Genomic DNA, 23,208 nt, shown 5'->3' with positions numbered 1-23,208 from the left:
AACTTCTCCTGATGTTGAATACACGGCAATGCGATGTGCCGATGCTACTCAATAAACAGGATGCCAGCGCAAATAATTGCCGGCCTGATTGCCGGTCTGTAACCAGGCCGATTAATAACGGGAATTGCGTGCCGCGCGCGCGATTCCTTGCGGGCGTCGAGAAGCTACTGCGCCATGCGCCGCAGCCGATCCAATTCCGCCTTGTTCAGGCGTTTGGCTTCCAGCTCGGCGTAATTTCGTTCGCCCGCATCGTAAGACCCTTCAAAGATGCAGCGGCTGCGCAGAATCTTGCAGTTATCGCTGACCACCCGCTCGGACGCGGCAACCTTGGCGGTTTCGCTGGATCCCGTCGGTGTGGTCGGCGTCGACGAACAGGCGGATATCAGTGCGGCAAACAAGAGCGCCACGCTGTGGCGGCTCAACAATCGAATCAACATTTTCCCTGGCCCATGGCTTCATCAGCTGTACTTATAGCAAGGGAAACGTCAAAAAATCGTTCCAAGTCGTAGCAGCGCGGCCCGGCGGTCACTCGTCTTCGACGCCCGACAGGTCGGTGAAATCCGCCACTTCGCCGTCCTGGAAGTTGACCATGATGCCGTAGGGTTCGCAGATGGGAAACACCCCTTCCTCGAACAGAATGGACCAGTCTTCCTCACCATGGAAGATGACTTCCGGGCCATCCACCAGGGGCACGCCCACCGGAAGCTGGAACGACGCGTCGCAGCCCAGCACCTCGGGATCGCTGCGATACACCTCTTCCAGATACGCCGTCGCCTTGGCGATCCACGCGCCCAGGTCCGCCATGATCCGCGTAAACGCCGCCATCCCGGCCTCATTGTCGCGAGAGTCCGCCAGCACCTGGACGGACACATAGACCTGGCCCCCGTTTATGTCCGGCGTATCGACATTGCCTTGCAGGTAACGCAGGCCGTCTTCGCTGGTATTCAGGGTCAAAGAGGAAAGGGACGGATCGATGGAGGGCATGGGGGGCCTTTAAAGAATGGGAGTGCCGACAGCGCGTAGCCTGAGCTTCACCGTAGCGCCGATAGATCAGGCTACGAGATTAGCATTTGCCCGTGGCGGATAAACCGTCTGTCCGGCGCATCCCCCCTCACGCGTTTGGTGTCGCCCCTTGGCCTGATAGCCCGGTCCCAACGGCCTCCAGCGTATGCGACAAACAATAAATATCCGACCACGCGGCGGCCGGGTCGGCGTGCCTCGCCAGTTCCTCGGCATTGCGCACCTCGCCTTCGCAGGCGGTGACCGCGTTGATGTCGTAGCCGTTGACGATATAGATCCAATCGGCAACGCCGTCCCGGGCGCCGCGTATGGCTTGCTCGGTCGTTTGTGCAATCGGGGGGGTCTGCGTCATCAGCAGATGCGCGCCCGAAATGCCCGGGCGCACGCAGCAGGCGGCAGCATGCGCTTTTACATACGCGCGCAATGCGTCCTGCGCGCCTGCGCGCGGTGACAAACGCAGGGTCAGCGCGTACCGCGCCAGACCGCCTCCGACGCTTTCCAGCACCCTGCATTGGCTGCGGATCATGTTGCGATGTTGCGGCATCAGCTTGGTGGACCAGGGCGTCGGCTGATTCAACCTGCCCAGGTAGGCGGGCGAACTCAGCGTGTCGTAGCCGTCAAGTTCGTACATGACGAAAAAGCCTTCGCCGCCATGGGCGCTGACCCAGCGCGAGCCGCGCCGGAAACCCGGCACGCCCATGCGCTCGGGGAAGTGTTCATGCGAATGCCAGTCTTCGAATTCCGAGCGCCATGCCGGCGCAATATCCCACCACATGGCGATGGCGGCGCTGCCCAATAGCGCCATGATCAGCGCTTTGCCCGCAGCGCGGACAATTCCGTGGCCACCTGCTGCATCACGTCCGTGCCTATCTCGCCGGCGAACTTGTCGACCACCGGTTTGACGGCCTGGCGCAAGCCGTCTACCGCCTGGGGCGACGGCTCGTTGACCTGCATCAGCTTGCGCAAGTCGTCGATGGCCACGGCTTCCTTGGCCTGCGAGATCTTGCGTTCTTGCTGCTTGGCTTCGTTGGCCGCGTCCAGGATGATCTGGCGTTCGGCCGGCGACATGCCGTCCCACGTCTTCTTGCTCATCAGGAAGGGCATGCCGGTATAGATGTGCCGCGTCAGCGACAGGTACTTTTGCACCTCGGCGAACTTCGCGGACTGGATCACGCCCACGGGGTTGTCCTGCCCGTCGATGGCCTTGGACTCCAGTGCGCCATAGACTTCGCCGAACGTCATCGGCACGGGGTTGGCGCCCAGGGTTTTGAACATCTCGATATACACCGGCGCGGCGATCACCCGGATCTTCAAGCCCTGAAAATCCTGCACGCCGGTAATGGGGCGGCGGCTGTTGGTCATGTTGCGAAAGCCCAGGTCCCAGATTCCCAGGCCGACCAAGCCGTGGTCGGCCAAGCCGTCCAGCAGGCGCTTGCCCACCGGGCCATCGGACACCGCATACGCTTCGCGCGCATCGTTGAACAGAAACGGCAGGTCAAACACCATGAAGCGCTTGTCGATGCCGGCCAGCAGCCCCGTGGCCATCGACGTGAAGTCCAACGTGCCGCCGCGCACCGCCGACAGGTTTTGCGGGTCGCCCCCCAGCACGGCGTTGGCATAGATAGACACCCTCATCTTGCCGCCGCTTTTCTCGGCGACCAGGTCGGCAAACTTCTGCGCGCCCTGCCCCAGCGGATGATCCGCGGCCAAGCTGAATGCAAACTTCAAGGTACGCGCCTTGACCTCTTGCGCGGCCACGGTGGCGGTTAGCGCCAGGCAAACCGAAAGAGATGCGGCGGCGGTTACGGCAAGGCGAAATAACGGCTTTCCAATCTGCATCACAACCCCTCTGGTTTGGTGTCGGCAAGGAATATTTCGCTGCGAGCATAGGGCATAATTTTGAATGCCGTTCAAATTTTGGCCGAATTCAAAATTTGAATTTGGCGGCATTCAGCGCTCGGTTTTTCATGGTGGCCAACCCAAGGAGTTGCAATGAGCGGGGCAATCGAAAAGACATTGGCATTGCTTGAATACCTGGCCAAGCACCCCGACGGCGTCGCGCTGGCAACGGTGGCCGACGACCTGAACCAGTTGCGCAGCGGCTGCCACCGCACCCTGCACGAGCTGATGAAGTACGGCTACGTGCGGCAGACGCCGGTGCGCGGCGAATATGCGTTGACGACCAAGCTGGCGTCGATGGGTTTGAGCTTTCTGGGGCGTTCGGGCGTGGTCGACATTGCGCAACCGGTCATCGACCGCTTTGCCCTGGCCACCGGCGAACTGGTGCGGCTGGCCATCGTCGACGGTAAGCGGCTGACCCTGGTGGCCAAGGCGCAAGGGGCAAAGTCGGGGCTGCTGTATGACCCCGACATGGGCATCGACCTGCGCCTGTCTTGCAGCGCGGCCGGCCACGCCTGGCTGATGACGTTGCCCGAGGACCAGGCGATTGCGTACGTCACCGAACAAGGGCTGGGCAAGCCGCGCGATTTCGGGCCGAACGCGCCCACGTCGATCCGCGCGTTGCTTGCCGGCCTGGACGGCCACCGGCGGCGCGGGTACAGCATGCTGCAAGACGTTTATGCGGCGGGCATGAGCGCGATGGCGGCACCGATTCGCCGTCCCGGCCACGCAAGCACGGGCATCCTGGTGGTAGCCGGCCCGTCGCAACGCTTGACGCTGAAGGCAATGGAAAAGTTCGGGCCGGCGCTGCTGCGCGCGGCCAGCGAGCTGGCGCAGGCGGCAGAGGCGTCGCCGCTGCTGCGCTCGGCGCGCGTGGGCACGTGGGGCAATGGCCCGGCCGCGGAGGACTAGCGCGCCGTGGCCGGTTCACGGCCTACTTCGCCGTATCGTCGCCGTCATTACGGCCCTGCATGGGAAAGCGCTTTCGGAACATCGGCGACGCCAGGCTTGCCAGCGCCAACTCTTCGGTGGCTGCCAGCAACTGAGGGCCCAGTTCCAGCATGCGCGCTTCGGTCAGGCGCATGGCGGGGCCCGCGATACTGAGTACGCCGATGGCGTCTTCGCCCTTGCGCTGCACGGGCGCCGCCATGGCCGTCATGCCGGGCGCGAACACTTCGTTGATCATCGCGTAGCCGCGCTTGCGGCCGGCTTGCAGCATCTTGGTCAATGCCGCAATCGTGGTGGGCGCGTTGGGGCCGTATTCCGCTGGCGAACCGAAGCCTTGGCGCGACACCAGATCCAGCGCGCGCTCGTCCGACATCGTCAACATCCACGCGTGCCCGGACGCGCTGCACGACAGCCTGGCGTCCGATCCCATTTCCGGGTCGTACCGCAAGCCGTGACGCGCGCCCTGCGCCTTGGCGACCCACGTCAGCCTTTCGTTATCGACGATGGCCAGGCGCACCAGTTCGCCGGAGATATCGGCCAGCCGGTCGACCAGCGGCTGCGCGATATCGACGATGCCGGTCGCCGCCAGATAGCTCAGGCCAATGGAGGCCACGCGAGCGGTCAGCGCGTAGTCGCCGTGGTCGCGGATCTGCCTGACGTAGCCGCAACGGCACAGGTCGGTCAGCAAGCGATGGGCGGCGCTTTGGGGGATCTCAAGCTGCTGCGCCAGCGAGGCTAGCGGCACGCCTTCGGGTCGGGAGGAAAGGTGCTCCATGACGGCAAGCGCGCGTTCGAGGACTCCGGCCATGTCATCTCAACAAGTAATGGGGTGATGGATGATAACCCTAGGTGGAAAACTATTCCACTCGGAATTACATTCCACTACCGAGTCCTCCAAGACATCGAAAACATTCCAAAAAAATCACGGAAGGAGACAACGATGAAGACCCGCATTTTCTGCCTGGGCCTGATGGGCCTGCTGTGCTCGACCGCCATGACGGCCCATGCGCAGGACATCCAGGAACGCACCATCCGGTTCGGCCACCTGAACAACACCGACCACCCCGTCAGCGCGGGCGTGCAGAAGTTTGCCGAGATCCTTGCCAGCAAAAGCGGCGGCAAGATGAAGGTGAAGGAATTCCCCGCATCGCAGTTGGGCAATGAAATGCAGCAGCAGTCCGGCCTGCAAGGCGGCGTGCAGGAAATGTCGGCGCCCGCGTCCACGTCGCTGGCCGGCATCGTCAAGGAATTCGGCTTGATCGACCTGCCCTTCTCGGTCACCGACTTTGGCCAGGCAGACGCGCTGCTGGACGGGCCGCTGGGCCGCGCGCTCATCGCCAAGCTGCCTGAAAAAGGCCTGGTTGCGCTGGGTTTCTGGGACCTGGGCTTTCGCAACGTGACCAACTCCAAGCACGCCATCACCAAGCCCGAAGACCTGGCTGGCCTGAAGATCCGTGTCATTCCCAACCCGGTATTCCTGGACACGTTCAAGGCGTTCAAGGCCAACCCCGTGCCCATGCCGTTTGCCGAGCTGTACGGCGCGCTGGAATCCAAAGCGGTGGACGGCCAGGAAAATCCGTACTCGGTGATTCTGTCGAACAAGTTCTACGAAGTGCAGAAGTACGTCAGCGCGACCAACCACGTTTACGCCGCCAACATCGTGCTGGTCAGCAAGAAATTCTGGGACAAGCTGTCGCCCACCGAACAGCGCCTGATGCAAGAGGCGGCCGACGAGGCGCGTGGCTACCAGCGCAAGGTCAGCCGCGAAGCCGCGCAAAAAGCCGTGGCGGAATTGCAAGCCAAGGGCATCCAATACAACACGATCGAACCGGCGGAAAAAGTCCGCATGCAGCAGGTCGTCAAGCCGGTTATTGAACACTTCACCGGCAGCTACGACCCCGCCATCGTCAAGCTCTACAACGACGAACTCGCACGCATCCGCAAGTAAACGCACCGGCGTATCCATCATGAAGATTCTTGTTTTGCACGGCCCGAACCTGAACCTGTTCGGGCGCCGCGAGCCGCACATCTACGGCACCACGACCTTGGCTGAAATCAACCAGCGCCTGGCCACGCTGGCGGAGGAATTGGGCGTGGAACTGGCCACGCTGCAATCGAACCACGAAGGCGCGCTGATCGACTTTCTGCACCAGAACATCGACGCGGCGCAAGGCGCGCTGGTCAATCCGGCCGGGCTGACGCAGCACGGCGTGCCGCTGCACGACGCCATCAAGGCAATGCCGTTTCCGACGCTGGAGGTGCATATGTCCAACATCGCCGCGCGCGAAACGTGGCGCGCGCATTCGATCATTTCGCCGGCGGTGCGAGGCACCGTGCAAGGGCTGGGGCCGCATTCGTACCTGACGGCGCTGCGCGGGCTGGTCGACATCCTGCAAGAAGCGCGCGCATGACACCGCGCACGCTTTGCACGCTGAAGGGGGCGGCTTCATGGTTTACATAGACGGGTTCATCGCGGTCGCGTGCCGCGTGCTGGAGATGGCCATCGCGCTGCTGCTGGCGGCGATGGTGGTGCTGGTTTTCGGCAACGTCGTTGCGCGCTACGGCTTCAATTCCGGCATCACCTTGTCGGAAGAACTGTCGCGCTGGATGTTCATCTGGCTGACGTTCCTGGGCGCCGTCATCGCGCTCAAGGAACGCGGTCACCTGGGCATGGACATGGTGGTGGCCAAGCTGCCGACGGCGGGCAAGAAAATATGCCTGGTCGTGGGCCAGATCATCATGCTGTACATCGTGGGCTTGATGTTCAAGGGCAGCTGGGAACAGGCCGTGATCAACGCGGACGTCAGCGCGCCCGTCAGCGGATTGCCGATGGCGATCGTGTATGTGGCGGGGCTGGTGTTCTCGTCCTTGGCCGGGCTGATCATCGCGGTGGATCTTTATCGCGTGCTGGCCGGCAAGCTGCGCGACCAGGACCTGATCATGGTCCAGGAATCCGAAGAAGCCGTGCAGCTCAAGCAGATTCTGGACGACGCCAACCACGGCGCGCCGGGGAGAAGCGCATGACCATCTTCGTATTCATCGGGTCGCTGCTGGGCGTGATGGCGTTGGGCGTGCCCATTGCCTTTGCGCTCTTGGCCAGCGGCGTGGCGCTGATGTGGCATCTGGATATCTTTGATTCGCAGATCCTGGCGCAGAACGTGATCGGCGGCGCGGACAGCTTTCCGCTGCTGGCGGTGCCGTTTTTCATGCTGGCCGGCGAAATCATGAACGTGGGCGGCTTGTCCAAACGGATCGTGGACCTGGCCCTGGCGCTGGTCGGGCACGTCAAGGGCGGGCTGGGCTATGTCACCATCATGGCGGGCTGCCTGTTGTCGGCCTTGTCCGGTTCCGCCGTGGCGGACGCGGCGGCGTTGACCGCGTTGCTGCTGCCGATGATGGTCAGCGCGGGCCACAAGAAATCAACGGCCGGCGGCTTGATCGCGGCCACGGGCGTGATCGGCCCGGTGATCCCGCCCAGCATTGGCCTGGTGATTTTCGGCGTGGCCGCGAATGTGTCGATCTCGAAACTGTTCATGGCGGCAATCGTTCCCGGCTTGCTGATCGGTGGCGCCTTGTGGCTGACGTGGGCTTGGCTCGTCCGCCGTGAAAAAGTGGTGCCGCCGCCGCGTAAATCCGCCAAGGAAATCGGCACGGCGGCGCGCAATGCGCTGTGGGCGCTGATGCTGCCGGTCATCATCCTGGTGGGCCTGCGCATGGGCGTCTTCACGCCGACGGAGGCCGCCGTGGTGGCCGCCACGTACGCACTGCTGGTATCGACGCTGGTCTACCGCGAGCTGAAGCTGAATCAGTTGTACGCGGTGTTCGTGTCGGCCGCCAAGACAAGCGCCATCGTCATGTTCCTGATTGCCGCCGCCATGGTCAGCGCGTGGCTGATCACCGTGGCCGACCTGCCCGCCAAAGTGGTGGACATGCTTCAGCCATTCATCGGCAACAAGATCCTGCTGATGGCGGCCATCATGGTGTTGGTGATGGTGGTGGGCACCGCCATGGACATGACGCCCACCATCCTGATCCTGACGCCCGTGCTGATGCCCGTGGTGCGCGCGGCCGGCATCGACCCGGTGTATTTCGGCGTGCTGTTCATCATCAACAACTCGATCGGCCTGGTGACGCCGCCCGTGGGCACCGTGCTGAACGTGGTGGCGGGCGTGGGCAAGATGAAGATGGACGACGTCACACGCGGGGTCATGCCGTTCATGGTGGCCGAGTTCGCCATCATGTTCCTGATGGTCGTTTTCCCGGCGCTGGTGATCGTGCCCGCGCGCTGGTTCGGCGGGTGAGCCGCAGGCGTTGTGCGGGGCGGGTCAGGCCTGCACCCGCACCGCCGTATCGCACGCCCTGATCCGCTACACAAAGGAGAATTTTCGCAATGTCCGATCTTGCCCAATACCGGCGTCCGTTCTGGAACACCCAGCCCGCTTACCGCTTCGACGCTTATGGTTCCACGTTGCTGCGGTCGCCGAACGAGCCGCTGATCGCCGTGCCGCAAACCCTGTCCGAAATCACCGGCCCCGCGTTCGGCGCCGCCTTCGTCAAGCAGGGCGACAACGACCTGACGCGCATCGCCAGCGCCGACGCCATCGGCGAACGCATCATCGTGTCCGGCCGCGTGCTGGACGAGAACGGCCGGCCGGTGCCCGATGCGCTGATCGAAATCTGGCAGGCTAACGCCGCCGGCCGCTACCTGCACAAACGCGATCAGCACGACGCACCGCTGGACCCGAACTTCAGCGGCGAAGGCCGAACGGTAACGGACGCGCACGGCCGCTATCAGTTCAAAACCATCAAGCCGGGCGCCTACCCGTGGGGCAACCATTACAACGGCTGGCGCCCGCAGCACATCCACTTTTCGTTGTTCGGCCGTGCGTATGCCACGCGGCTGGTTACGCAGATGTATTTCCCCGGCGATCCGCTGCTGGAATTCGACCCCATCTTTCAATGCGTGCCGGACGCCAAGGCGCGCGCCCGCCTGGTCGCCACGCTGGACTGGGAAACCACCGTGCCCGACTACGCGCTGGGCTACCGCTTCGATATCGTGCTGCGCGGCCGTAACGCTACCCCGATGGAGTAACGCATGCTCTACCCCACTACCTCGCAAACCGTCGGCCCTTACCTGCACATCGGCCTGTCCGGCCTGAACTGTGCGGACTTGACGGCGGGTCAGCCCGACCTGGACGCGCCCCGGGTCGTCATTGAAGGCCGCATCATCGATGGCCAGGGCAACCCGGTGCCCGACGGCATGATAGAAATCTGGCAAGCCGACGCACGCGGCGTGTACCGTCACCCGGACGATCCACGCCATGCGGACAACGCTGCGCCAGCCGGCTTTACGGGATTCGGGCGCGTGCCCACGGAAGCAGACGGCTCGTTCCGCTTCACCACGATCAAGCCCGGCGGCGTGCCGGCGCCCGACGGCTCGCTGCAAGCGCCTCATCTGCTGGTGTCCTTGTTCATGCGCGGCCTGCTCAAGCATCTGTCCACCCGCCTGTACTTCCCGGACGAAGCGCAAGCCAATGAACAGGATTGGGTCCTGCGCCAGACGCCTGCCGCGCGCAGAAGCACGCTGATCGCGCAGGCGTCGGACAACGGCGTACTGCGCTGGAACGTCGTCTTGCAGGGCGCGGGCGAGACCGTGTTCTTCGACCTCTGACCGCGTCAGCAACGGACGCAACATGACCATTCTTTCCGGCCTGACCGAACAGATCTATTCCGACCGCGACATCATGGGCCTGTTCTCCGGCCCCGGCACCATCCGGCGGATGCTGGCGGTGCAAGCCGCGCTGGCCCGCGCGCAGGCGCGCTGCGGCGTCATCCCGGACAGCGCGGCGCGCAGCATCCACCAGGTCTGCCATGCCGAAGACATCAACAGCATCCTGGACCTGGATGCCATCGCTTCCGCCTCCATGCTGGCCGGCAACATCGCCATCCCCTTCGTCAAGCAACTGACCGCCGCCGTGCGCCAGGCTGACGCCGAGGCAGCACGCTTCGTGCATTGGGGCGCCACCAGCCAAGACGTGCTGGACACCGCGCTGGTCTTGCAACTGCAACAGGTTGCCGCGCAGCTGGACCAGGACCTGGACGCGGCGCAACGCGCATGCGCCCGGCTGACCGCAACGCATCGCGACACGATCATGGTCGGCCGCACGTGGTTGCAACACGCCCTGCCCACCACCTTTGGCGTCAAGACGGCCGGTTGGTTGGACGCGCTGACCCGCTCGCGGCAACGCTTGCGGCACGACGCCGAACAATGCGCCCTGCTGCAATTCGGCGGCGCCGCCGGCACGCTGGCCAGCCTGGGCAACGCCGCCCCCGATGTTGCGCGCGTCCTGGCCGAAGAACTGGGCCTTGCCCTGCCCGACATGCCCTGGCACACGCATCGCGACCGCCTGGCCGACTTGGCGGCAACACTGGGCGTGCTGACCGGCACGCTGGGCAAAATCGCCCGCGACGTGTCGCTGATGGCGCAGACCGAGATCGCCGAGCTAGCCGAACCCGCCGGCCCGGGGCGCGGCGGCTCCAGCACCATGCCGCACAAGCGCAACCCCGTCAGCAGCGCCGCCATCCTCGCCGCCGCCACCCGCATGCCACCGCTGGTGTCCACCATGCTGTCCGCGATGGTGCAGGAACACGAACGCGCGTTGGGCGGCTGGCAAGCGGAATGGGACGTCCTGCCGCAGATCTGCGCGTTGGCGGGCGGCGCATTACGGCATCTGGCGAGCCTGCTGGACGGGCTGGAAGTGCATCCGGCAAACATGGCCCGAAATCTTGGTGCGACGAATGGCTTGATTCTGGCCGAAGCGTACGCGCTGGCGCTCGGGGCCAGGATGGGTCGTATCGAAGCGCATGAATTGGTCGAACGGGCGTCCAAGGAGGCGGTTCGCAGGAACTGCACGCTGAAGGTTGCGATGCAGGAAGCGCTGGCGGCGCATGAGGGCACGCGGGATCTGCTCGGGAAGCAAGAGCTGGATCGCTTGAGTGATCCGGCGAATTATCTGGGGCAAGCGGGGGAGGTTTGTGATCGGGTGTTGGCGGGGTGGGAGGGGCGGCGCAGTTAGCGACGCGCAGTCCCAGTACTGGTGCCCCCGGGAATCAGTCTGACAAATGGGGATTTTGGCGCAAACGATGTTGTGTATTATTGTGTAGGCCGTGACCATGGGCTAATGAATAGCGCCGACATCATCAAACGACTAAAAGCGGATGGCTGGTATCTGGTGCACACAGTGGGCTCGCACCACCAGTTCAAGCACCCCACCAAGCGCGGCAAGGTGACCGTGCCCCACCCGCGCAAAGATCTTCCAGTGCCGACAGCGCACAGTATCCTCAAGCAAGCCGGCTTGAGGTAAGCGCGATCCGTCAGGAGACCCCAATGCTTTATCCCATCTACGTACACAAAGAAAAGAGCAGCGCCTACGGAGCGTCTTTTCCGGACTTTCCGGGCTGCCACGCAGCAGCAACCACGCTACAATGCCTGCCAGCCGCGGCACAGGAGGCGGTCGAAGCGCACTTCTTTGGCGAAACTGCACCCATCGCGCCGCCTACCGCGCCGGAGGTGTGGATACAAAAGAAGGCATTTAAAGGGGGCTTCTGGATGCTGGTCGACATCGACCTGTCCAAGGTCAACGCCAAGGCAGTCAGGCTTAATATCAGCTTGCCCGAAAATCTGGTGCATCGGATCGACGCGGTAGCGAGGGCGCGGCGGCTGTCGCGCTCGGCTTTTCTGGCTCTGGCGGCACAACACGAAATGGAAGCGGCGTAGCCGCGGATCACCACGTCGGAAACAGTTCCATTCACATCGCGATCTTGCTTTTTGGAATGGTTTCTCTTAGTTGGATGCCCCTATGCGCACCTATCAAGGCTCCTGCCACTGCGGCGCGTGCCGCTTTGAAGTGGACATGAACCTGGACCATGTCCGCAGCTGCAATTGCTCGATCTGCAAGCGGCGTGGCGCGCTGATTCATCGCGTACCGACCGCAGCACTGCGCATGTTGACGCCGCTGGATGATTTGAGCGTTTATCAGTGGGGCTCAAAGACCGCAAAGGACTACTTTTGTCCGCACTGCGGGATCCTTCCGTTTCGAGTGCCCAGCGCGCCCACGGCTCAAGAGCTGGCGCAGGGAAAGCCGGCGTTCGTCGGTTGGGCGGTCAACGTGCGGTGTCTTGATGGGGTGGATTGGGCGGGGGTGCCGGTCCTGAAGGTGGACGGGGCGGGGCTGGCGATATGAGGGATCGACAAAACCCGGTCAGTCTCAATACGCTGGAAATTTAGCCGCCTTCATCCGATAGGTCTCTGCCTGATCCCAGTCGCCCCAAGAAGGGGCCCCTCGGATGCGGCGGGTGACAACGGCTTAGAAGCGGCCGCGCAAGGTCAATGCGGCGCTGCGCGGCGTCCCGTAGAAGTTGCCGTAGTCCAGGTAACCGACCGTGCTGTAGTAGGTCTTGTCGAACAGATTGTTCACGTTGACCTGCGCCGACCAGTTTTCGCTGATCTGGTATTGGGCAAACGCATTCCAGATCGCGTAGCCGGGCTGCGTGAACTTGTAAGGCGTGCTTTGCTTGCTGAGGCTGCCGTCAGCATTACGCAAGTACGCGCTGCCGCTGACGTAGGTGTTGCTCTGGATGCTGACGCCGCCGCCCACTTTCCAGCGATGCAGTTCGCCCGGCAACTGGTAGGTCGCAAAGATCTTGGCCATGTGCTTGGGCGTCAGGGGCTGATAGCTGCCCCTCGACGCATTGCGGTCGCGATTCTGGTTGTAGTTGTAGCTGGCTGTCAGTTGGACGCCCCGCGCCACTTCCCCGCTCAATTCCGCGTCAAAGCCCTTGCTGACGATGTTCCCGTTGGGCAGGAAGCAGCAAGTCGCGCCGTTGCCCGCCCTGCTGGACGGATAGGCGGTATCGCGCACGGCGGCATTCTTGCGCTCGATCTGATAAATGGTGAACGCGCTATGCAGCTTGCCGCCCAGATGCTCGCCTTTCAGGCCGATCTCGTAGTTGCGGCCGGTTACCGGATCCAGCGGGTTTCCGGGCGCCGGGCCTTGCAGGCTGTTGGCCTGTGATTTGAAGGTTTCGGCCACGCTGGCGTAGGTGGTCCAGGTGTCGTTCAGGTCAACCGTCGCGGCCACATAGGGCGTAAAGACATTGTCATCCTGGTACTGGGTCACCGACGTTGCCGTAACCTCCCTGGCCGCATTCAAGGTCTGGTTTGTAAATGTGTAGTCGTACCGGCTCAGGCGGCCGCCCACAATGACATGCAGCGGGTCTGCCAGATGCATGTTCAGCGACCCGTACACGCCGGCCTGCCGCGTGTCGGTGGTCTGATTCCACATCGGCGTGAAGTCTGAGCCGCGCGGGTAATCGTAAGAATTGAACTCGAAGATGTCAGGCACCGCCTGGCCGCGGTTGGACGGTTTAGAACCATAAGTGCTGGGCCGGAAACGTTCCCAACTGGCGCCCACCACCACCTGGTGGCGGCGGCCCCACAGGCCAAACGAACCATTGGCGGATAAGTCGATGGACGTGTTCTTGAAGTGCTCGTTCTGGTCGCTGGCGGCGTCGAACAGCCCGCCGCCCGTCAAAGGGTCGATCGCGCCGGAGAAATAGTGATCGAAACGGTCCTGGTGCGAGTTTTCATGGTTGATGTCCAGGTTGGCGCTCCAATCGCCTCCAAGCTGCTGCGTCACATGCCCGAAGAGATTGACGATGGTCCGAGTCGCCTGATCGTCTGCGCCGCTAAGGTAGGTATTGCGGGGAAGCTTCAGGTCCTCGCCGGTGGCATAGCGCGGCAAACCGTAGCCCTGATAGGACGAATCCCGCTTTTGATAAGAGGCCCCGACAAAGGCCGTGGTAGTGCTGGTCAGATCCGCTTCAAGAATCCCGTAGCCCAGCGTGCGGCGGCTGTGCGCCACATCGTAGAAGAAGTTCTTGTCTTCATAGGCCAGCACGCCGCGCCCGCGCAACTTGCCGTTTTCCGTCAGCGGGCCACTCACGTCCAGATCCGTACGCTTATAGGCCCAACTGCCTACCTCGGCCTGCGCGATGATCTGCAATTCCGGAGTGGGTTTCTTGCGTACCAGGTTGATCGTGCCGCCCGCTTCGTTGGCGCCGCCAAACAGGCCATCAGCACCGCGCAGCACTTCGACGTGGTCATAGAACGCCATGTCATCGTCCGCACCGAACGAGCGGTACATCGACGCCCCACCATCCACGCGCATATTGCCGATTGCGAATCCGCGCGACAGGTAGTTGCTGCTGAGCATCGCCCCCTGGAACATCGAGATGCCCGGGGTGGCGCTCATCACGTCGTTCAGGCCGACCAGACGCCGGTCTTCGATTTCTTGCCGGGTGATCACCGACACGCTTTGCGGCACCTCGCGCAGCGCTTGCGCCGTCTTGCCCCCTACCGTGGCCGAACTGGCGGTGAAAGAACCGGTATTTTCGGTCACGCCCACGCGGCCCAGCACGGTGACGGGCTCAAGCTGAGTCACGCCTGGCGGTGGCACGCGAACCAGGCGATACCCGTCACGCTCGGGCAGCGCCTCCAGACCCGTGCCGCGCAGCAACGCCACCAGCCCTTCCCTGACGCTCATCACCCCGTCCACGCCCGGACTCTGCAAACCTGACGTGACGGCGGGATCGCTTGCGATCAACACTCCGGCCTGAGCGCCGAAGCTCAACAAGGCGGCATTCAAGCCACCCGCGTCAATGCGATAGGCGCGAGGTTGATCGTCGGCTGCCACCTGCGCCCAGACAGAAGATGGCAGATGAGTAAGGATTGCGCCAAGCAATACCGACGCAAGAAGGGTGTGGCGGGCGGCTCGGGGAAAGGCCATGACTCAGGGTTCCTAGACAGGGATGGAAAACAGATACGCCGGTGTGTTGGCGCCGTTCTCTATCTCTTTCGCTCGAACACTGAATTTCCGCCTTTCCTGTAACAACTTCACCGCGCCCTCAGTGGGCGGCGCTCAGGGTCACCCAATATCGCGTGCGGTAATGCACCCGCACGGGCAACACCCGGGGCAGCATCGTCAGAATGCTGTCGGTGTCCGCCAACGGATACGTGCCCACCACTTCCAGCCGCGCGATGGCGGGGTCACAACGCAGCACGCCCGTCCGGTAGCGGGCCAGTTGCGCCACGAAGTCGCCCAACGGCATCCGGTCGGCCAACAACATGCCATGCGTCCAGGCGTCCGCGCCCGGCGCCACAGGCAGCACCGGACCGGTGCCCGACGCTTGCAGCGCCGTATGCTGGCCTGCCAGCACCCGTGTCACCCGCCCATCGGCGCGCGCGACGATATCAACCGCCCCTACAAAAACGGCAATCTCATAGCCCCGGTCAGCCCCGTTGTCGCGCACGGAATAGCGCGTACCTACCGGCGTCAGCACGCCGTCGCGCGTCATCACCGACAACGGGCCCAAGTCGTTGGAACTGGCGCTGGTGACCAAGATTTCACCCGAACGCAGCACCAGGGAACGAGGCCGCTGGTCCAGGCGCAGGTCCAGCGCGGTGCTCGGCCCCATGACGATGCGCGTGCCGTCATTCAACGTCACGGTGCGCAACTCGCCCGTGCCCGTGCGCTGATCCGCCAGCTGGAGGGGGACGCGTTCCCACGGTTCGGCGGCCCATGCCAGCCCGGCCACGGCGCCGCCCGTCACCATCCACTTGAGCGCGTCGCGGCGCGCGCGGCGCATCGCGGCCCGCTCGATCAATTCGACCGCGACCGCCGGCGGCGCCACGGCACAGCGCGCCGCAAGATCGCCGCGCATGGCGCACATCCGCTGCCAGATGGTTTCGTTGTCGGGATGCGCCAGACGCCAGCGCAGACACGCAGCCACCGTCGCATCGCTGGGCTCGCCTTGCAGCCGGGCCATCCAGTCGGCCGCCTGCGCCAGGCGCTTGCGATCGACCGGCAGGCCGTCCGGGGCACGCTTGCTCAGCATCGCGGTGTCAGCCATAGATCGCCAGATAGCAATGCTGCAAGGCCTTGGACAAGGCTTTCTGTACGGCGTTGGTGGAAATGCCCAGTTCGCGGGCGATGTCGGGCTGCGACAGACCTTGCACCTGCGCCAGCATGAACACCCGGTGCACGTGCACCGACAAGCCATCCAACACGGCACACACCGCCGTCACCGCCTCGACCACCAGCGCCTGCTCTTCTGGCGAAGGGGCCACATCGACGGGCTGGCGCGCCAGCACCTCGCAATAGGCGGCCTCGACGGCCGCCCGGCGGAAATGGCCGATCGTCAGCGTACGTGCGATGTTGGTAAGGCAGGCACGCGGCGCCGCGATGATGGCGCGGATATCGTTACGCAAGACGCGTTCGAAGGTGTCGTGCGCCAAGTCGGCCGCCTGATCGACGTTACCCGTCTTGCGCCGCAGTAGTGTCACCAGCCAGCGGTGATGGACGCGATAAAGGTCCTCGACCGCCTGGCCTTTCATAACATCGGATGAGGAAGACACGGCTGCACCCGAACCAAAATTGAACAATAACGATTCGCATTATAGACACAGCATCCACCGCCATCCAGCAACCGAAATGCCGCGAGGGGTACCGGTAAGGTCCGCCACCAATGAACAACAAAAAGCCCGCCGAAGCGGGCATGGTCTGTTCTGTCGTTCTAAGCCAGCTTCAACCCTTCATAGCTACTCAGATCTACGTCCTGCACAAACTCTTCCGGGATCAAAAACTCGTTCATACCGAAGCGATCTCTGAAAGACCGCAACAGTTCATTTTTTGTTTTTTTTCCAGAGGCCAAATGCAGCAGACGATATTCATTTTGGCAGTCTCTGGTAATGAAATTCTCTAGCGTTGAACTCTTCGAACGGAAGGCGCACAAAGAAATTTCCCTCCTTAAATCGACGGTCCGTCGCCAACACGTAGACCATTGCATCTTGATCGCCACTGGTGAACATGCCGAATTTCTCCGGATTCCACCATTGCTTGACAGCATCGAGATCAGTTCCGCGGACCGCTTTAAGAAATGCAGCCGCCCGCTTAGATGATTTGAGGAAAAACTGGCCGCTGGAGATGAACGTCCATCCCCCTTCGTTGACAGGGCTTTTGCATATGACCATGTCGTATTCGGAATATCTTTGAATGTAGAAGGACATTTTCCACGACATATCCGTGAAAAAGGCGTCGTCATCAAGCCAAAACAGCCATTCGTCCCCTCCTAGTGCGGATTCAATCTCCCCTGCATAAATGGCGCTTCTATCGCGATGGGCGTAGCATCATTTGGTGCTTTTTTTTGGGCGCCTATCGACTGCTACGAGCGTTTTTTGAGGGCGGGCCAATGTGCAGCCACTACTAGACCCTGAAAGGCGCCGAGCTACTGCTCAAGAAATTCGGCGTGCGCGAGAAGCCGGCCGCGATCGGCAAGTACGACATGTGGCCGCGCTACCGGGGGTGTTTGTGCGCCGGCCGGTGGAGCATGAGGCGGGCGATGGGGTGGTACCAGAGCGGGAAGCCGTGCTAGGGCGGTGGGGCCTGATCAGCGCAATGACGAAGGCCGACGGCCTCGACAAGGTGGGCAAGCTGTCCACCTTCAACGCTCGCAGCGAGACCGCGCCCAAGTCCTTTACTTTCGGCAACGCCTGGCGCCGGGCGCAACACTGCATCGTCTCCGCCGATGCCATCTTTGAACCTGATTGGCGCTCTGGCGCTGCGGGGGCCACCCGGTTCATCCGGGCCGACGGCGCGCCCCTGGGGATTGCCGGCCTCTGGGATCGGTGGCGAGACGCCGCTGGCCAGGTGCAAGAGCGACTACCACCAAGCGGGCAAGGAAAAGCGCATGATCGTAAACCGCCCCTCTCCACGACAAGCTTCGCAAGGGAATGGCGCCGCGCTAGGGCTTGGTCCTGACCAGAAGGTCGCATTGTAGAATGGCGCACTTTCGGCTAATCGATTGAGCAGCCGCTAAAAATATCGAGAAATGTATGCCCGAGCTCGAACAGAAAACGCACAACCGCCTGTATCGGTATCGGGTCGTGATTGGTGGCTTCATCGTGGCCGTCGTATGGCTAGCGTGGCTATGACACACCGATTTCCAGGTTTGGGGCGGTTGAAAGCTTATCGCCGTCGTCTGCTTTGTAATATCCGCGGCTTAACGCCGCTTTATCCCCGAGTTCGTGACGTATGAAAAGAATTCGCGCAGAAATGGAAGATGGATCAAGCCGGCTGTCGGGTTCTGACTTCGTCGCAGTACTGCCCGCTTTGTTCTTCGCAGCGACCGCTATCGTTGGCGCAATTCTGTGGTTCTCACCTGTCCCCTTCTGGGATATGTGGGACGGCACTGTGGTCTTCCACTTTCAGCGCCAGACTGACGGGCTGAACGCTTTTTTCGGTCAGGCGAATGAGCATAGGATCTTATGGTCAAAGATCCTGTTCTGGGCGGACGACGCATTGATGGGAGGCATGAATTACCTTCTAATCACGGCCAACGTCGTTCTTATGATTGCCATCTGGGCCACCTTCGCCATCTGTGCGCGGCAGCTTGGAAGCGGTAATCGCCGAGCCGCTTTCCTGGCGGCGATGCTTATAGCGTTGCCCTGTTTTTCTTGGCTTCAGGCGGAAAACATTAACTGGGGCTACCAGAGCCAGTTTTTCCTAGCCTATCTACTGCCCTTGCTCGCCTTATTGAGCATGGGACAGTGGATGCGAAGCGGCCACTCCTCTTGGTACATTGGGTCGGTAGTTCTCGCCGTCGCGTCTTCCTTAACGATGGCGAACGGACTCCTGACGTTGCCTCTACTGATCGCAATGATGCTGCTTAATCGCCGATGGCAAATTGGCAGACTACTCTTCCTGACGGCGATCACCGTTGCAACGAGTGGACTCTGGCTTTTGAACTATAAGGCAGGCGTACACGCGCCGGCACCATTTGTTGAAAAGGCAAAGTTCATCCTGGCTTTCCTAGGTGCGCCTGGTGCTTGGATTTTACAAAGCCACTCGTTGAGTATGTTGCTCGGTGCCTGCGTAATACTCGCTGGAGTATTTTTTGCGATCGCTTGGCTGAAGGGAAAAACTCGCGATCCCTTATTCTCTGCCCTCTTACTATTCCTGCTGTATATCGGCGGCGCTGCTGCTGCCGCCGCTAGCGGGCGAGCGTCTGGCGGCTATCAAAACGCGTTTGCGGGCAGATATGAGACGCCGGTAATGCTCGCCTACGCATCCATTGCCTTAATGGCGATGCATCTAGGTCGCAACCGCCCGGGCACCGCCGCTGCGCTTGCCTCGTTGCTTGCTTCCGCCACGGTCTTCCTATTGCCTACGCAATTGCAAGCGATCAATGGCACGGGAGCCGCACAGGTTCAGTCCAAGGCGTTGGCCAGTCAAGCGCTCGACCTTGGCGTGCGTGACAACGATGCTACGCAGGCGGTTTACCCGTCGGATACGCCCGACCGCGTCGACCATATCCATGCCATTGCGCAGAGAGCAATTTCAGGAAACTACGGCATATTCGCGCAACGAAATATGCGCATGGCGCGTGAAGCGCTTGGCAAGTCGCCTACGCAATTGAGCCTGGAGCGCTGCACCGGGAATATCGACACCAATCAGCCTGTTGCTGGCGACAAAAGATACGTCAGGGTTACCGGTTGGGCATTTAATCAGACGGTTGGGCGAGTCCCTCCACTGGCATTCCTAGTTTCAAATGGACGGGTGGCAGGAGTCGGGTTTACAGGAATCGATCGGCCGGACGTTGCGCGAGCCGTTTCGTCAAAAGCCGCACGATCGGGCTTCCAGGGATACGCACTTTCCGCATCGGCCGTCGACCTACAGATTTATTGCTCTCCGTAGGAGGGCAGGCGGTGACGCCCCTGGCATGCCGCCAATTGCGCCGTCACTCGCTGGATTCCAGCCCGGAGGGCGAAATAATCCGGTCGAGCAGCAGGATCAAGTTCGGCGCGGGCTCCATCACCCACGCGGGCGGCGGTTCCGGCTTTGGGCACTCCACTGCTGGCGGCGGGGCAGGTGGCAGCGACGAGCAGCCGCTGGCGCCCAGAATCAACATCAGCCGGTAAGCTGTCATCTTGCACTTGCGCATTGCGCATTCCTCCATAAGCTGCCTATTCGGCTTTGGCATTCCGTTCGTTGACCTGGCCCACCTCGGCCACGCGCCGCTCAAGAATCTCGCGCGCCTGTCGCTGCGACTCTGCGACGCGCGCCGCCTGATCCTCCTTCATCGCGGCAATCTCCGCGCCGTACCGCCAGCCCTGAGCCTTTCACGCCGCGCCTCCGGCAATCAACCCGCCCACCGCGAACGCCGCGGCGTACCCCCGCCATCCCATCAGCGCTGTAGACAGACCCATGTGTCGACCTCCGCGTAACTAGGCCCGGAAGCGGCACCAGCACGCCGCCCTTCCTTCACCCAACGCTCCAACGCAGAGCAGCCGCCGTCATAGTCTCCAGCGTTGAACTTGCGCCGCATGGTCGACTCGCCCAGGTTGCCAGCTCCCGGGTTGTAGGTGAAGTCGATCAGGGCCGCGCGCTGCCATTCATTCAGCGGCACGGTGATCAGCCGGCGTACGGCGCGGTCGGCAGTGGCAAGATCCGCATCGCGCCACGCGTCACACTCCGCGTCCGTATAGATCCGCTTGGGTCGATGTCGGGCCCCGTGTACCCGTCGCACACGGTCAACACTCCGACGGGGTCGACGTACGGCTTGCCCCGAGTCTTCCCCGGCTCGAAATGTGACGCCAGCACGCCGGCAATCGCGATCGACCCGGCGCTGGTGGCCGCCATCAACTTACGCTTCATGCCGTCCGAGATCATCTCCAAATCCCCTTCACCGCCGCCACCGCGGCTAACGTGGCCGCGATCGCTGTTGCGATATATCCAATCGGGCGCGCAAGCCGCCCCAGCCCCTGCAAGACTTTGAACCCGCCGGCCAGCGCCGCGAAGGTGTCGACAATGTCCTGTGTGTTTTGCCGGATCGTCTCGATAGAGTCCGTGTTCCGCGCGGTGGCTTCCGCGTTATGGGCCATGTCTTGCTCCATTTGCACGACGCGCGAGTGCAGTGACTTGATGAACGCATCGGACAAATGCTCGTCGGCCATGGACTTTCCTTTGAAGCGACAACATCGCGTCCCCTATAGACGAAAAAAAGCCCGCCGAAGCGAGCATGTTCAAAACAGCGGATCAGGATGGCGCGTGGATCTCATCGGAAAGCGCATTCAGTTTCAATTGGCCGACGGGCTGACTCTCGGAAATAACCTCAACCGCCAGTAGTTCTTCCCGCCGGTCTGCCTGAATAAGCCCCTTGCTGATGCAGAGATCAATTCCGGCTGCCGTATCAGGATCATTGACATCGATGTAAACGGCCGCATTGAAAGCGTCGTACACGAGGCCGGCTTCCATATCCTCGAGCGATGCGGCGCGGATCGCCATTTGTTCTTCGAGGGTGATCCGGCTACGGAACTCACGCGGTGAGAACTGCGTCTTTTCTATGGCCGGGCGTTCCGGCAGAGGGGGCGATAGAAATGCCCCATCTTTGTATGACCAACCGGACGCGACCTCGTCTGCGCACTTCACGGCGAAGTTCCCACGCGGAGGTTGCCATCCCCCAATATCGCCATCCCATAAAACAACGCTCGACACAAGCCCATTGGCAATCAATGCAAACCGGTCCATTACGCATACTCCCAAATAATTACCTTACGCTCGAAGGTCGATGCTGGCGATGGCGCCGGCGACGAAACGGGTGTCGCGTGGAACCCGCTTGCCGACGATCGGGATGCGCTGCGGCTGGCTGTAAAGTTGAACATCGACCACGGGAATCCCGGTATGCGGCTCTCCATCGATTGGGCACCAGCAGACGACGCCTATGCCGCCACCCGCAGCGCCGTTGTCCGAGCCGCAGCAGAAGTAGGAAAGACCCGTAGTGACTGACGTTATTGAGTAGATGCTCAGAACCACGAAGCAACACTGGAAACAGCCCGCCTAGCGCGGGCTTCGTTTTGGAGGTTCAGATGAACGACTATCTATCGGCGTCCGAGCTGGCTGAACTGGTTGAGTGCCAGCCTAATCAAAGGGCGATCATGGCGCGCTGGCTCAGTCGCCATGGATGGCGCTACGTGCTGGGCAAAAATGGCGTCCCGCGCGTATTGCGGGCATACCGAGATAAGAAACTTGGAGTAGCAGATGGCCAGCAAAAAGCCGGTCCCACGTCCGCCCCGAACCGCGAAGCCTTCACCCGCGTGGGAGAAGACCGGGATAGCAAGGCTGTACAAGCGCGTCGGCAAGCAGCGCATTAGCTGGATCTATAAGCACATGGACGGGCGAAGCGAAACACTCGCCTCGGCCGTTCTCGGTGACCGCGCCGCGCGCTACGACGCTGAACGACTTGCGGCCAAGCTGGCGGTCGAGATGCAGCAAGGCGTCGTTGTCGCTGGCGCCGTTTCAGAGATGATTGAGCGGTTTGAACTTAAGGAAGATCCGACGTACTACGAGGATCAATCAGTAGACGGGAAAAAGACCCGGAAAGCGATGTACGCGAACCTGACAAAGTTCTTTGGAGGCATGAGCCCCGCCGATCTGACCACACAGCACGGCTACCAGTACCTTGAAGATCGGGCGGCAGCCGGCGCACCTGTGAAGGCAAACAAGGAGATCAGCCAGCTTTCGGTCATCTGCCACTACGGCGTCCGTTGGGGCCTTCTGCCAGCGAACCCGTTCACCAATATGATGAAGAACCGCTCCACCACTAAAGCAAAGATTATTTCCCGGCGCCAGGTCCTGCGGTTCTATCTCTGGTCGGTGAAGCAGCGCGAGAATTACCGTGTCATGGGCTGCGCGGCCATGTTCACGTACTTAACGGGATTTCGCTCATCGGAAACGCGCCCATTCCTCAAAACCGGTTTGACGGAGGGCGGCGTTACCGTTCTTTCGAGCAAGCGAAAGAAGGGGCAGATGGAAGTGCTGAAGATCCGGGAATGGTCGACGCGGCTTCGTGCTGTCGTCGCTCGCGCACTGGACCGACAAAACGCCAGTCCGTATCTATTCGCTCCCACAAAGAGGTCGGAGGCATACACACGGCACGGATGGGCCTCCAGTTGGAAGGATGCTCAATTGGCCTGGATTCTGACGCTTGATGAGGAAGTGAAAGAGAAGACCCTTACAGCCCATGCCCAGTACTTCACCCTACAGGACATTCGCCCAGCAGCCATTACCCAGAAGATCGCGAATCGGGACAAGGACGCCTACGATTTCGCTGCTCATGCTGACCCGTCTACAACCCACAAACACTACGATAGGCGACTGGTGAAACGGGCTACGGCAACCGAGTAAAATTCTAACGCAGGCATTTTTATTCTAATGATTAACCTGC

29 protein-coding genes are annotated in these 23,208 nt (G+C 61.8%); 15 read left to right on the top strand and 14 right to left on the bottom strand.

Annotated features, from left to right (window positions below; all coding sequences use genetic code 11):
* Positions 1-164: 164 nt before the first annotated feature.
* The 4 genes from YH64_RS14320 to YH64_RS14305 form a co-directional block, all read right to left on the bottom strand.
* A complete protein-coding gene (locus YH64_RS14320) occupies positions 165-437 on the bottom strand; it encodes a hypothetical protein (RefSeq protein ID WP_046804889.1) in 273 nt (90 codons plus the stop codon).
* A gap of 88 nt (positions 438-525) precedes the next feature.
* Entirely contained in the window at positions 526-984 is a 459-nt protein-coding gene (locus tag YH64_RS14315) for a hypothetical protein (protein WP_046804888.1), read from the bottom strand.
* 127 nt (positions 985-1,111) lie between these two features.
* The gene (locus YH64_RS14310) at positions 1,112-1,825 is read right to left on the bottom strand and encodes a hypothetical protein (RefSeq protein WP_046804887.1); all 714 of its coding nucleotides are present in this window, start codon (positions 1,823-1,825) and stop codon (positions 1,112-1,114) included.
* Positions 1,826-1,827: 2 nt separating this feature from the next.
* Entirely contained in the window at positions 1,828-2,859 is a 1,032-nt protein-coding gene (locus tag YH64_RS14305) for a TRAP transporter substrate-binding protein (RefSeq protein ID WP_046804886.1), read from the bottom strand.
* Between the two features lie 153 nt (positions 2,860-3,012).
* Here YH64_RS14305 and YH64_RS14300 point away from each other — a divergent pair, with 153 nt between their 5' ends.
* Complete coding sequence (locus YH64_RS14300; protein ID WP_046804885.1) at positions 3,013-3,831, top strand: IclR family transcriptional regulator; 819 nt, start codon at positions 3,013-3,015, stop codon at positions 3,829-3,831.
* 22 nt (positions 3,832-3,853) lie between these two features.
* Here YH64_RS14300 and YH64_RS14295 read toward each other — a convergent pair whose 3' ends face one another.
* Positions 3,854-4,675 carry an IclR family transcriptional regulator gene (locus YH64_RS14295; RefSeq protein ID WP_046804884.1) on the bottom strand — a complete coding sequence of 274 codons (822 nt, stop codon included), beginning with the start codon at positions 4,673-4,675 and terminating at the stop codon, positions 3,854-3,856.
* Between the two features lie 132 nt (positions 4,676-4,807).
* Here YH64_RS14295 and YH64_RS14290 point away from each other — a divergent pair, with 132 nt between their 5' ends.
* The 10 genes from YH64_RS14290 to YH64_RS14245 all read left to right on the top strand — a co-directional run bounded on the left by YH64_RS14290 (position 4,808) and on the right by YH64_RS14245 (position 12,110).
* Positions 4,808-5,815 (top strand): TRAP transporter substrate-binding protein, encoded by a 1,008-nt coding sequence (locus YH64_RS14290; protein WP_046804883.1) that lies wholly within the window; start codon positions 4,808-4,810, stop codon positions 5,813-5,815.
* Positions 5,816-5,834: 19 nt separating this feature from the next.
* Entirely contained in the window at positions 5,835-6,278 is a 444-nt protein-coding gene (locus YH64_RS14285) for a type II 3-dehydroquinate dehydratase (protein ID WP_046804882.1), read from the top strand.
* Between the two features lie 37 nt (positions 6,279-6,315).
* Positions 6,316-6,891, top strand: a complete 576-nt coding sequence (locus YH64_RS14280; RefSeq protein ID WP_046804881.1) for a TRAP transporter small permease — start codon at positions 6,316-6,318, stop codon at positions 6,889-6,891.
* Positions 6,888-8,168, top strand: coding sequence for a TRAP transporter large permease (locus tag YH64_RS14275; protein WP_104144064.1), 1,281 nt, complete (start codon positions 6,888-6,890; stop codon positions 8,166-8,168). Before YH64_RS14280 ends, YH64_RS14275 begins: the two co-directional genes overlap by 4 nt.
* 89 nt (positions 8,169-8,257) lie before the next feature.
* Entirely contained in the window at positions 8,258-8,959 is a 702-nt protein-coding gene (gene pcaH, locus YH64_RS14270; RefSeq protein WP_046804879.1) for a protocatechuate 3,4-dioxygenase subunit beta, read from the top strand.
* A gap of 3 nt (positions 8,960-8,962) precedes the next feature.
* Positions 8,963-9,538, top strand: a complete 576-nt coding sequence (gene pcaG, locus YH64_RS14265) for a protocatechuate 3,4-dioxygenase subunit alpha (protein ID WP_046804878.1) — start codon at positions 8,963-8,965, stop codon at positions 9,536-9,538.
* Between the two features lie 22 nt (positions 9,539-9,560).
* Positions 9,561-10,943 (top strand): 3-carboxy-cis,cis-muconate cycloisomerase, encoded by a 1,383-nt coding sequence (locus YH64_RS14260; protein ID WP_046804877.1) that lies wholly within the window; start codon positions 9,561-9,563, stop codon positions 10,941-10,943.
* A gap of 105 nt (positions 10,944-11,048) precedes the next feature.
* Positions 11,049-11,231, top strand: coding sequence for a type II toxin-antitoxin system HicA family toxin (locus tag YH64_RS14255; protein ID WP_082134483.1), 183 nt, complete (start codon positions 11,049-11,051; stop codon positions 11,229-11,231).
* A 23-nt stretch (positions 11,232-11,254) separates the two neighbouring features.
* Positions 11,255-11,644 (top strand): type II toxin-antitoxin system HicB family antitoxin, encoded by a 390-nt coding sequence (locus YH64_RS14250; protein WP_046804876.1) that lies wholly within the window; start codon positions 11,255-11,257, stop codon positions 11,642-11,644.
* An 82-nt stretch (positions 11,645-11,726) separates the two neighbouring features.
* Positions 11,727-12,110, top strand: coding sequence for a GFA family protein (locus YH64_RS14245; protein WP_046804875.1), 384 nt, complete (start codon positions 11,727-11,729; stop codon positions 12,108-12,110).
* Between the two features lie 123 nt (positions 12,111-12,233).
* Here the strand turns inward: YH64_RS14245 and YH64_RS14240 are convergent, their stop codons facing one another.
* From YH64_RS14240 to YH64_RS14225, 4 genes are all read right to left on the bottom strand, one after another.
* Positions 12,234-14,714, bottom strand: a complete 2,481-nt coding sequence (locus YH64_RS14240; protein ID WP_046804874.1) for a TonB-dependent receptor — start codon at positions 14,712-14,714, stop codon at positions 12,234-12,236.
* 118 nt (positions 14,715-14,832) lie between these two features.
* Entirely contained in the window at positions 14,833-15,837 is a 1,005-nt protein-coding gene (locus tag YH64_RS14235) for a FecR domain-containing protein (protein WP_046804873.1), read from the bottom strand.
* Positions 15,830-16,342, bottom strand: coding sequence for a sigma-70 family RNA polymerase sigma factor (locus YH64_RS14230; protein WP_255444448.1), 513 nt, complete (start codon positions 16,340-16,342; stop codon positions 15,830-15,832). The genes YH64_RS14235 and YH64_RS14230 overlap by 8 nt, the downstream gene beginning before the upstream one ends.
* Before the next feature lie 312 nt (positions 16,343-16,654).
* A complete protein-coding gene (locus tag YH64_RS14225; RefSeq protein ID WP_052946021.1) occupies positions 16,655-16,993 on the bottom strand; it encodes a hypothetical protein in 339 nt (112 codons plus the stop codon).
* A gap of 388 nt (positions 16,994-17,381) precedes the next feature.
* On the opposite strand from YH64_RS14225, the gene YH64_RS14220 reads away from it, so the two are divergent.
* Together YH64_RS14220 and YH64_RS14215 are read left to right on the top strand one after the other, a co-directional pair.
* A complete protein-coding gene (locus tag YH64_RS14220) occupies positions 17,382-17,744 on the top strand; it encodes an SOS response-associated peptidase family protein (RefSeq protein ID WP_370512748.1) in 363 nt (120 codons plus the stop codon).
* Positions 17,745-18,017: 273 nt separating this feature from the next.
* Complete coding sequence (locus YH64_RS14215; RefSeq protein WP_143215388.1) at positions 18,018-19,679, top strand: hypothetical protein; 1,662 nt, start codon at positions 18,018-18,020, stop codon at positions 19,677-19,679.
* A 43-nt stretch (positions 19,680-19,722) separates the two neighbouring features.
* Here YH64_RS14215 and YH64_RS14210 read toward each other — a convergent pair whose 3' ends face one another.
* The 5 genes from YH64_RS14210 to YH64_RS14190 form a co-directional block, all read right to left on the bottom strand.
* The gene (locus YH64_RS14210; RefSeq protein WP_046804870.1) at positions 19,723-19,926 is read right to left on the bottom strand and encodes an Rz1 family lipoprotein; all 204 of its coding nucleotides are present in this window, start codon (positions 19,924-19,926) and stop codon (positions 19,723-19,725) included.
* A gap of 243 nt (positions 19,927-20,169) precedes the next feature.
* A complete protein-coding gene (locus YH64_RS30550) occupies positions 20,170-20,511 on the bottom strand; it encodes a glycoside hydrolase family protein (RefSeq protein ID WP_255444446.1) in 342 nt (113 codons plus the stop codon).
* A gap of 139 nt (positions 20,512-20,650) precedes the next feature.
* Positions 20,651-20,938, bottom strand: a complete 288-nt coding sequence (locus YH64_RS14200) for a hypothetical protein (RefSeq protein ID WP_046804869.1) — start codon at positions 20,936-20,938, stop codon at positions 20,651-20,653.
* A gap of 82 nt (positions 20,939-21,020) precedes the next feature.
* Complete coding sequence (locus YH64_RS14195; RefSeq protein ID WP_143215387.1) at positions 21,021-21,512, bottom strand: hypothetical protein; 492 nt, start codon at positions 21,510-21,512, stop codon at positions 21,021-21,023.
* Between the two features lie 24 nt (positions 21,513-21,536).
* Positions 21,537-21,797: a hypothetical protein gene (locus YH64_RS14190; RefSeq protein ID WP_143215386.1), complete on the bottom strand. Its 261-nt coding sequence runs from the start codon at positions 21,795-21,797 to the stop codon at positions 21,537-21,539.
* A 53-nt stretch (positions 21,798-21,850) separates the two neighbouring features.
* Between YH64_RS14190 and YH64_RS30780 the strand changes: the two genes are divergently transcribed.
* Both YH64_RS30780 and YH64_RS14180 read left to right on the top strand, forming a co-directional pair.
* Complete coding sequence (locus YH64_RS30780; protein ID WP_143215385.1) at positions 21,851-22,135, top strand: DUF4224 domain-containing protein; 285 nt, start codon at positions 21,851-21,853, stop codon at positions 22,133-22,135.
* The gene (locus YH64_RS14180; RefSeq protein WP_046804866.1) at positions 22,023-23,168 is read left to right on the top strand and encodes a hypothetical protein; all 1,146 of its coding nucleotides are present in this window, start codon (positions 22,023-22,025) and stop codon (positions 23,166-23,168) included. Before YH64_RS30780 ends, YH64_RS14180 begins: the two co-directional genes overlap by 113 nt.
* Positions 23,169-23,208 lie beyond the last annotated feature (40 nt).

Source organism: Achromobacter sp. LC458 (assembly GCF_001005835.2).
Taxonomy (GTDB): domain Bacteria; phylum Pseudomonadota; class Gammaproteobacteria; order Burkholderiales; family Burkholderiaceae_B; genus Achromobacter; species Achromobacter spanius_B.
The sequence above is the reverse complement of the archived record's forward strand: the minus strand, read 5'-3'. Positions and strand labels throughout refer to the sequence as shown.

Coding starts and splice junctions, on each gene's coding strand:
- YH64_RS14320 (WP_046804889.1), bottom strand. CDS start 437: ATGTTGATTCGATTGTTGAGCCGCCACAGCGTGGCGCTCTTGTTTGCC.
- YH64_RS14315 (WP_046804888.1), bottom strand. CDS start 984: ATGCCCTCCATCGATCCGTCCCTTTCCTCTTTGACCCTGAATACCAGC.
- YH64_RS14310 (WP_046804887.1), bottom strand. CDS start 1,825: ATGGCGCTATTGGGCAGCGCCGCCATCGCCATGTGGTGGGATATTGCG.
- YH64_RS14305 (WP_046804886.1), bottom strand. CDS start 2,859: ATGCAGATTGGAAAGCCGTTATTTCGCCTTGCCGTAACCGCCGCCGCA.
- YH64_RS14300 (WP_046804885.1), top strand. CDS start 3,013: ATGAGCGGGGCAATCGAAAAGACATTGGCATTGCTTGAATACCTGGCC.
- YH64_RS14295 (WP_046804884.1), bottom strand. CDS start 4,675: ATGGCCGGAGTCCTCGAACGCGCGCTTGCCGTCATGGAGCACCTTTCC.
- YH64_RS14290 (WP_046804883.1), top strand. CDS start 4,808: ATGAAGACCCGCATTTTCTGCCTGGGCCTGATGGGCCTGCTGTGCTCG.
- YH64_RS14285 (WP_046804882.1), top strand. CDS start 5,835: ATGAAGATTCTTGTTTTGCACGGCCCGAACCTGAACCTGTTCGGGCGC.
- YH64_RS14280 (WP_046804881.1), top strand. CDS start 6,316: ATGGTTTACATAGACGGGTTCATCGCGGTCGCGTGCCGCGTGCTGGAG.
- YH64_RS14275 (WP_104144064.1), top strand. CDS start 6,888: ATGACCATCTTCGTATTCATCGGGTCGCTGCTGGGCGTGATGGCGTTG.
- pcaH (WP_046804879.1), top strand. CDS start 8,258: ATGTCCGATCTTGCCCAATACCGGCGTCCGTTCTGGAACACCCAGCCC.
- pcaG (WP_046804878.1), top strand. CDS start 8,963: ATGCTCTACCCCACTACCTCGCAAACCGTCGGCCCTTACCTGCACATC.
- YH64_RS14260 (WP_046804877.1), top strand. CDS start 9,561: ATGACCATTCTTTCCGGCCTGACCGAACAGATCTATTCCGACCGCGAC.
- YH64_RS14255 (WP_082134483.1), top strand. CDS start 11,049: ATGAATAGCGCCGACATCATCAAACGACTAAAAGCGGATGGCTGGTAT.
- YH64_RS14250 (WP_046804876.1), top strand. CDS start 11,255: ATGCTTTATCCCATCTACGTACACAAAGAAAAGAGCAGCGCCTACGGA.
- YH64_RS14245 (WP_046804875.1), top strand. CDS start 11,727: ATGCGCACCTATCAAGGCTCCTGCCACTGCGGCGCGTGCCGCTTTGAA.
- YH64_RS14240 (WP_046804874.1), bottom strand. CDS start 14,714: ATGGCCTTTCCCCGAGCCGCCCGCCACACCCTTCTTGCGTCGGTATTG.
- YH64_RS14235 (WP_046804873.1), bottom strand. CDS start 15,837: ATGGCTGACACCGCGATGCTGAGCAAGCGTGCCCCGGACGGCCTGCCG.
- YH64_RS14225 (WP_052946021.1), bottom strand. CDS start 16,993: ATGTCCTTCTACATTCAAAGATATTCCGAATACGACATGGTCATATGC.
- YH64_RS14220 (WP_370512748.1), top strand. CDS start 17,382: ATGACGAAGGCCGACGGCCTCGACAAGGTGGGCAAGCTGTCCACCTTC.
- YH64_RS14215 (WP_143215388.1), top strand. CDS start 18,018: ATGAAAAGAATTCGCGCAGAAATGGAAGATGGATCAAGCCGGCTGTCG.
- YH64_RS14210 (WP_046804870.1), bottom strand. CDS start 19,926: ATGCGCAAGTGCAAGATGACAGCTTACCGGCTGATGTTGATTCTGGGC.
- YH64_RS14200 (WP_046804869.1), bottom strand. CDS start 20,938: ATGGCCGACGAGCATTTGTCCGATGCGTTCATCAAGTCACTGCACTCG.
- YH64_RS14195 (WP_143215387.1), bottom strand. CDS start 21,512: ATGGACCGGTTTGCATTGATTGCCAATGGGCTTGTGTCGAGCGTTGTT.
- YH64_RS30780 (WP_143215385.1), top strand. CDS start 21,851: ATGAACGACTATCTATCGGCGTCCGAGCTGGCTGAACTGGTTGAGTGC.
- YH64_RS14180 (WP_046804866.1), top strand. CDS start 22,023: ATGGCCAGCAAAAAGCCGGTCCCACGTCCGCCCCGAACCGCGAAGCCT.